This window comes from Carnobacterium sp. (assembly GCF_040274425.1).
In genome coordinates this window covers 1-8,424 of the sequence record NZ_JBEMBC010000092.1, presented here as the reverse complement: position 1 = coordinate 8,424, position 8,424 = coordinate 1, and the positions used below count along the sequence as shown (strand labels likewise).

The following is an 8,424-nucleotide window of genomic DNA, read 5'->3' as shown; positions in this document are numbered from 1 at the left end:
CAAATGTTTCACCCGTTAACAAGTCTTCTACTGTTGCTCCGCTAGCTTTATTGTTTTCATCGTGCAAGATGCCGACAACTTTCATACGGCTGACCATATGTCCGCCATCCGCAGCTGCGCGCTTGATGTTTTCAACCACTAAACGAGCGTCATTGTTACGATAGTCCAAGTAAACTCCAGCACCTAATAAGCCGTCACTTTTTAGTTGAGGAACGCGTTTAAGAACTTCCTCTTTTGTTAATGTGTAATTCGCATATTTTGTTCCCGTCACACTAGCTAATTGATCATATAAATCCATCGCTACTTTTAGCGAGAACATAGAAAAAGTTGAACCAGGTTCGTCATAGATCGGCAAAATCATTGGGTCTGCTTTTGGAATATGTGGTGCGATTCCTTGCACGACAGCACGTTCTTGAACCGTATCCGCTACCACTTCAACGTCGAAGTTTTTTAAATAGCGCAATCCACCGTGAACTAGTTTAGTCGAGCGAGAAGAGGTTCCTTCTGCAAAGTCTTGCATTTCAACAAGTCCTGTTTTAAGACCAGAGGCGCTGGCTTGCAAAGCAGTTCCAGCACCTGTAATCCCTCCACCAATAATTAAAACGTCCAATGTTTCTTCTTTTAATGCTTTTATATCTTGTTTTCTTCGTTCAATAGAAAACACCATAATTCTTTTTCCTCCTTTTATGCTTCAGGCTTAAATACTTGAGTCGCTTTAACCGCTAGCTTCCAGTTTTTGTATAATTTTTCGCGCTCTTCTTCTGCTATTTGCGGTTCAAAGATACCACCTTCTTCGTACAAGTCTTTGATTTCATCCATGTTTTCCCAGAATCCTACAGCTAAACCAGCTAAGTAAGCTGCACCTAAAGCAGTCGTTTCTAAGTTAGATGCACGTTGAACTTTTGTGCCTAAGATGTCTGCTTGGAATTGCAATAACCAGTCATTATTAGCTGCTCCGCCATCTACTTTCAATAGTGGAATGTCGATGCCAGCGTCTTTATTCATTGTATCTACAACGTCACGTGATTGATAAGCAATGGATTGTAAAGTTGCTTTGACAAAGTCTTCTTTAGTTGTTCCACGTGTCAATCCGAAAACAGATCCTCGTGCATCTGAATCCCAGTAAGGTGCGCCAAGTCCAGTAAAGGCTGGTACAACAAATACTTCATTGTCGCTTTTAGAAGCTTTAGCTAATGCTTCTGAGTCAGCAGAATTTTCAATCATTTTAAGTCCGTCACGCAACCATTGAATTGAAGACCCGGCTACAAAAATACTTCCTTCTAATGCATAGTATACCTTACCATTGATTCCATAGCCAATAGTAGTCAATAAATTGTTTTCAGATAATTGTGGTTTTTCACCAGTGTTCATCACGATAAACGAACCTGTTCCATAAGTGTTTTTCACCATTCCTGGTTCAAAAGCCATTTGACCGAATAAAGCGGCTTGTTGGTCTCCAGCCATTCCTGAGATAGGAATATTAGCACCATAAAAATGATAGTTCGTTGTGTGTCCGTAAACTTCTGAATTGGATTTGACTTCCGGCATCATAGCACGTGGAATGTTTAATAAGTCTAAAATGTCTTGATCCCATTCTAATTCATGAATGTTGAATAACATCGTACGGCTGGCATTTGAATAGTCGGTAACAAATGATTCTCCACCTGTTAATTTCCATACCAACCAAGTATCGACTGTTCCAAACATCAACTCGCCTTTTTCAGCACGTTCTTGAGCGCCTTCTACGTGGTCAAGAATCCAACGAATTTTAGTAGCTGAGAAGTAAGAGTCAATAATCAACCCAGTTTTTTCATGAATCATTTCAGAATGTCCAGCTTCATCGAGCTTAGCTGCAATAGGTGCTGATTGACGTGATTGCCATACAACCGCATTGTAAATTGGACGACCTGTTTCTTTATCCCAGATAATCGTCGTTTCACGTTGGTTCGTGATCCCAATTGCAGCGATTTCTTCTGGTTTGACACCGGATTCAATAAAAGCTCCAGCAATTACCGATTGTACAGAATTCCAGATTTCATTCGGATTGTGTTCTACCCATCCGCTTTGTGGGAAAATTTGAGTGAACTCTTTTTGTGAGCTCCCAATTGTATTTGTTTTTTTATCGTAAATAATTGCTCTTGAACTCGTTGTTCCTTGATCAATGGCCATAATGTATTTTTTCTCTGTCATGTTAAATTTCCTCCCATGCTTTTGCAAGCGATTTCTTAATAAACTTATTGTAACCGTTTTTCTTCGAAAGAAAACGTCATCTTTTTTTAGTTTTTGAAATTTTTTGAGAGTATTTGTCTTTTCGAATAAATTTTGCGTCAGAAAAGCAAAAGAACAAGCTGCAGTATTATCACTGAGCTTGTTCTATAAATTGAATTCTTGAATGATTTTTTGAATATTTTTCATGTCGAAAGAAGATAGAATTTCAGAGAGGACGTATACTCTGGATTTACCGTAGTGATCTTTATTCGTTGGTTGCTCATTAGTAAGAATAAGATCATATACTTTACCTGACTGACAAGCTTCGACATGAATGCCATTGATATGCCTCATATTCAGTATAAGCAGCTGATTCACTGTCTCCGTAAAAATAGCTTCCATTTTCAAATCAATTCCCACTTGTAAAATGGTCGTCATCTTCAACGTAATAATCGACAATAAACTGATGTACCTTAACAACCCAATCTTCAATAAACTATTGTCTTCAGCTTCTTTGATGCCAAATTTAGTTGTACTGATCGCAATCAATGTTTCTGCAAATGAAACGAGGTCTCTACCGGTAAATTGTTTTTCTTTGGCCAACATTCCTTCATAATCATAAATTTCCATATCTCCTTGGAAGAAATACAGTTTTGTGTGAATATGAGAAAGGTGGTAATGCATGTCACGTTCCAACATATAAGGCAATCTGCGAAATTTATATTGGATAATAATGGTTTCAACAATATACGCATCCATCGTTGCAATAGGTGCACGACGGTCACGCTCCAACGTATACTCATGAAAATCATGTTCACTCAGTAACGGAAAAGCTAGCAAAAACGCAAAGTGCAACATCGCTTCTTCTTCATCGACTTCAATCGAATAACGACTAAAGTAGCGCAAAACCGTCATCCGAATTTTTTGGTATAGCAGATCCTCTAAGTACGGCTGCATAAGTTCGCGCAAATGTGAATACTTCTTCTCTTTGCTCGTAACGCGATTTTTACTAATGAGCATCCAAACATTGAGCCGCTGTTTGTTTTCTGGTTCAATCGTAACTTGTAAGGAACTTTCCATAGCTTGTACCATTTGAGTGATTTGCTTGTCACTATGTGAAGGAATGACGGATTCTTGGTCTTCGATATAGCTATAAAACTGAAAGTAGAAATACCGAATATGCAACTCTTCACCGTGCAACTGTCCATTACGGATTTTGACACCAAACTCTTTCAAGTAACTGTTCAACTCTTTGATTTTACGAAATAAGGATGAATCGCTAATCATCAGCTTTTGTGTCAGTTGAGTAATCGAGAACTCCTGATGTTTAAATAAAAACCGGATCAGGTTCACTTTGATTGATTGGTTCAAATACAGTTGATGAATTTGCGGCAAAGAAAACTCATCACTCATGGTCAAAGAAATGTACTGTCCGTTATAATTGACCTGCACTTGATCTTCAAAAGATTGAATTCGAAAAGAAATGGATTCCAAATCTTTATCCAGTGAGGCTCTTGCAACAGCTAAATATTCCAACATATCTGTATAAGAGAGTTTTCCGCCGTTCAGCACGAGTTGTTTAAAAATCGTAACTTCTCTGATCTCATTTTTCTCCAAGAAGTGTTCAATTTTCATTTCCGTCATCCCTCACTTCTGGCCAAGAAACAAAATTGGTAGCCGAAATCATTTGGGAAAACGAGGGATGGAAGAAATAATCTTTTTGTTTCAAATCTTCCAACGTTTGCTTCGTTTGAATGGCTAATGCTAATGTATTGATTTTTTCTAACATATTCGAAGTCGAAATCATCTGAGCTCCAAGCAAAACATGGCTAGTTGCATCATAGACCCATTTAATCGTTACAGTATCTCTAGTTGGTAGACTAGTTAACCGCACTTCTTGACGATAGGTTTTCACCTTTTGACCCGTAAACACACTCTCAGCTTCCGTCATACCTGTGCTCGCAATATAATACCCGAATATGAAAGTCCCAATCGTACGTAAAGAGCCTTTGAAAGCCATTTTTGGTTCAATTAAATTAGCAGCAGCAACGATTCCTGTCCGAACAGCATTATTTACAAGTGGAATATACACTGTTTCCTCTTCTTCTCCATAAGCTAGTTGGATACAATCCCCCACAGCGAAAACATCTTCCACTGATGTACGCATATAACGATCAACTGCAATCGTTTGGTCCATATGAAGCCGGATGTTTTCATCTAAAAAGTGCAAGTCCGGTCTCACATTCACACCTAAGATAACGGTATCACTCGTAACTAACTCATTTCCAAAGCGAATGGTTGCCGGTTGATCCTCTTCTGATTCAATAGATGAAACCGTTTGGTTCAAGCGCAAATCAATTCCCTGTTCAAGCATTTTCTGTTGCAAGGGCTGTATCATGTCTTCATCAAAATATTTGAATAAGATGTAGTCCATATTTTCAATCAGCGTAACGTGCTTTTGTTGCTTGCTTAGCAAATCAGCTGCTTCTACTCCGACCTGACCAGCACCAATAATCGTTACATTCTTGCTAGCATCAACTTTAGATAGAGCATCTTTTGCTTCATGATGCCGTTTGTATTTCAAGACGTTCTCACCATCACTACCACTGATTTTTTGTGATAACTGACTCGAACCCGTTGCAATGATTAATTTATCATAACTGATTGTCGCTTCTTGCCCATGAAACATATAGTTAACTGTTTTATGAAGTATATTGATTTTTTCAACAGCTGCTTCTAAGTAGCACTGGATGTTTTGCTTTTCCAATTGTTCTTTCGTAATAAAATAAGCTGCGTCTAAGTCAGCAATTTTATTTTCCCAGTATAAATGCAGTCCATTCGGAATATATCCCAAAGTAGGCTGCTTTTCCAACAGAATAATTTCTGCATCAAAATATTTTTTTCGTACTTCTAAAGCCGATGCTACTCCAGCAAAAGAAGCTCCTATAATAATTACTTTCATGCCCCTACTCCTCGTCAATGTGTTTTCAATAAGTATAACATAGCGAGAAAGATTTTCGGTGAGCTCAGCTAATTATTAAGATTGCATTCAATTAATTACTACTTTTTTATTGAGCTTCCCAAGATTAAACCATAGAAAAAAAACAAAAATCTCTTTATAGGAGATTTTTGTTTCACTATAAATATATAATTTTATACTTTTATTTTCTTAAACTTTTAAATACTCAATCGCTCTCTTCAATCATTCCAACCCGTCTAGTACTTTTTCTCTCGAGCATCCTAAATTCATCCTCAAAAAATCTTTTCCTTCTTCTCCATAAATCGAGCCATCCATAATGGCGACTGCACCAATAGTAACTAATGCTTGCTGAATCTCCTGCATATTGAAAGGAAGTTCATTTATGTCTAGCCAAGCTAAAAATGTCGATTCTGGAATAGTGAATTTAATTTCGGGAATATTTTGTTTCAAGTAATCAAACGTAAAGTGCATATTTCCAGTGATATAGACATTTAATTCATCGACCCATTGATGGCAATCATTGTAACCAGCCATGACACTTTCTATTCCCATTATACTGGCAGAAGATAAACCATCTCTATTTTTTAGGATCTCTAAAAAATCCTTTTGCAATTCCATATCTGGGATCAACGCATAGGATCCTATCAATCCAGAAATGTTAAACGTTTTACTAGTCGAGGTACAAATAGCAACATTCTTTAATTTTTCTGTTACAGCAACAAGCGGCGTATGCTGATGTCCCTCACGAACGATATCCATGTGAATTTCATCAGATATTAAAAATACATCGTATTCATTACACAAGTCTACTATCTTTAACAATTCACTTTTAGTCCAAACTCTTCCAGTGGGATTATGAGGACTGCATAGCAATAATATTTTTGCCTTTTGATTTGCTAATTTTCCTTCTAAATCTTTAAAATCAATAAAATACTTGCCCTCTTCATACTGTAACTTATTTTCGACTACTTCTCGATTGTTGCTCTTTATAGTTTTAAAAAAAGCATCATACGCAGGCGTTTGGATAATAACTTGATCCCCCATTTTTTGATTTTAACTCAATCAATTTTGAGATAGTATACATGACTGAAGGAGAGTAAACAATCCAATTCGTTTCAATTTCAGTTTGAAAACGTTTGTTGTACCAGTTTACAATAGGTTCTTTAAAATCATTGTGATTCCATCTGGTATATCCGTATATTGGATGGGTGTTCCTTTTTTTCAATGCCTCACTGATTTTATTTGGAATTTTAAAATCCATATCAGAAATGGTAAAAGGCAATAAATTATTTACTCCAAAACGATCTTCTATATAATCCCATTGGGTACAATATGTGCCTCTTCTATCTATTACTTCATCGAATAGTTCTTTTCCCAAATAAATCAGTCCCTTTAATTAATTAATCTTTCAAGTTGATTTTTTAATGAGGCTACTTGTGTCCCAATAACTACTTGAAGATTTTGATCATCCAATTTCATGACACCTAAAGCACCATTTTCTCTTAAAACGTCTTCATTTATTTCATCCATATTATTAACAACTAACCTTAATCTGGTCACACAGTTATCTAAAGAAGCAATATTGGCTATACCACCTAACGCTGATAAAATAGCTGTAGCGTCATATTTGCCTTTCTTTTTATGACTTAACTCTTCTTGAGTATACTCAGTATTGTTGATTTCTCTTCCAGGTGTTTTTAAATTGAATTTTACAATTGCAAATTTGAATACAAATTTATTTATACTTTCCCAAAAACCAGCATTTAACTAGCAATAGTGAGATATAAAAAAGCTCAATTCCACTTTTTATTTAATATATTTTAAAATTTTTAAAATTATTTTGTGAAAGTGTATAGTTATTTTTTTACATATAAAGTTTTATGAATATATTTTTTTTTAAATTTATTTTTTATTTTTAAATAGAAACTATTATAAAAATTTTTAATTTTTATATACTTGTATTTTTTCTTATATATCTGTAAATTATTATTTCTTTTTTCCATATTATAAATATTTGAACATAAATATTTTTTTAAATTTAAATTTTTTCTCAAAAAATTCCTAGCCACTATATCGTTTTTATCTTTTTCCACTATATATATAAATAAAGTGCTAGAAGCAATATCATCGTTAGAAATCAAGATTAAATTATTATGTTTATTATTCTTTTTTATTATAGAAATAATTTTTTCATAATTTTTTTCTATATAGTTCAGTTCATTATTATCTTTAATATAGCGAAAAAATAACGTAGGTTCTTGAATATTAATATAAAATTTTTCTATTCTTTTTTTATATTTTTCCAAAACACTTGGTAATTGTTCTTCTAAAGAAGTATAACCTGAAAAATCATGATAAAAATGAAAATCATATTTTTCATCTACATAATAACTAGGATTATCTTTATATTGAGATAGGTTTTCGTAGTCGAGAATACCCTCGAATTTATTTTCCATACATTGAATAAGGCCTTTAAAATCAGTAATAAGCCAATCGAATGGACTACTAGTGTCTCTTAATCCTACTTTTTCTAGTTCACTTGCTGTGCTACAAAAAAAGCCCAATGAAATAAAATGTTGATAACTTTCCAATTGATTCACCCCTACATATATTAATAAATAACAACTACTACCGTAATATAATTAATTTGAAGAACCTTACTCAACCTTTAGCTTTGAAAAAATAATTTATCAAAATTTAAAATTCTTATGTGTCTATATTCTTAAGAAAGCTAGGGCATTCTTTTAATAAAAATTTATCGCTGTGCATATATTTCTATTAATTTTGAAAGAAATTAGATATTTATAACTTTATAAATATCTAAAATTCATTTAAGTTAGTCTAACAGATTATATTATTAGATTCCCCTAATATTACTATTGGGAATTAAATTGGGACAACTATTTACCGTTCTTGATATAGTTGATTGATTCTCTGCTATCTTTAAAATCTAAAATACTTAAAGTGAGATAAAACTATTTTATTATACAATTAAATAGTTTTTATATAGGCAAACAACATTAATATTGTTTATTCTTTACAACTTTGTGATTCTTTAAATAAAGAAAGTACTTCTTTCCAAATCGGAATAATGAACCCTGTTGCTTTAGCTTTATTCAAATCCATTACAGAATGTTTCGGTCGATTGGCTTTTTGCGGATACTCTTCAGAAGTGACAGGTATTACTTCTACCTGCTTATCTTTCAAAATTTCTTTGGCAAATTCATACCATGAAC

At 34.2% G+C, this 8,424-nt stretch carries 7 protein-coding genes and 1 pseudogene; all 8 read right to left on the bottom strand.

Features of this window, described 5'->3' with window-relative positions:
- On the bottom strand, positions 1-667 hold a 667-nt coding region (locus tag ABS911_RS13035), incomplete at its 3' end, for an FAD-dependent oxidoreductase (RefSeq protein WP_350467914.1).
- Positions 668-684: 17 nt separating this feature from the next.
- Positions 685-2,190 (bottom strand): glycerol kinase GlpK, encoded by a 1,506-nt coding sequence (glpK, locus tag ABS911_RS13030; RefSeq protein ID WP_350467913.1) that lies wholly within the window; start codon positions 2,188-2,190, stop codon positions 685-687.
- A 183-nt stretch (positions 2,191-2,373) separates the two neighbouring features.
- Positions 2,374-3,843, bottom strand: coding sequence for an AcpB/EbpR/MafR family transcriptional regulator (locus tag ABS911_RS13025; protein ID WP_350467912.1), 1,470 nt, complete (start codon positions 3,841-3,843; stop codon positions 2,374-2,376).
- Positions 3,833-5,170: an FAD-dependent oxidoreductase gene (locus tag ABS911_RS13020; protein WP_350467911.1), complete on the bottom strand. Its 1,338-nt coding sequence runs from the start codon at positions 5,168-5,170 to the stop codon at positions 3,833-3,835. Before ABS911_RS13020 ends, ABS911_RS13025 begins: the two co-directional genes overlap by 11 nt.
- Before the next feature lie 240 nt (positions 5,171-5,410).
- Positions 5,411-6,566 (bottom strand): annotated as a pseudogene (locus ABS911_RS13015) (MalY/PatB family protein).
- A gap of 14 nt (positions 6,567-6,580) precedes the next feature.
- Positions 6,581-6,904, bottom strand: coding sequence for a glucose PTS transporter subunit EIIB (locus ABS911_RS13010; RefSeq protein ID WP_350467915.1), 324 nt, complete (start codon positions 6,902-6,904; stop codon positions 6,581-6,583).
- Positions 6,905-7,044: 140 nt separating this feature from the next.
- The gene (locus ABS911_RS13005; protein ID WP_350467910.1) at positions 7,045-7,779 is read right to left on the bottom strand and encodes a DUF1796 family putative cysteine peptidase; all 735 of its coding nucleotides are present in this window, start codon (positions 7,777-7,779) and stop codon (positions 7,045-7,047) included.
- Positions 7,780-8,218: 439 nt separating this feature from the next.
- On the bottom strand, positions 8,219-8,424 hold a 206-nt coding region (locus tag ABS911_RS13000; protein WP_350467909.1), incomplete at its 5' end, for a sugar nucleotide-binding protein.

What these genes read in the sequence shown, in the direction of transcription:
- glpK (WP_350467913.1), bottom strand. Translation starts at nt 2,190, where the DNA reads ATGACAGAGAAAAAATACATTATGGCCATTGATCAAGGAACAACGAGT.
- ABS911_RS13025 (WP_350467912.1), bottom strand. Translation starts at nt 3,843, where the DNA reads ATGAAAATTGAACACTTCTTGGAGAAAAATGAGATCAGAGAAGTTACG.
- ABS911_RS13020 (WP_350467911.1), bottom strand. Translation starts at nt 5,170, where the DNA reads ATGAAAGTAATTATTATAGGAGCTTCTTTTGCTGGAGTAGCATCGGCT.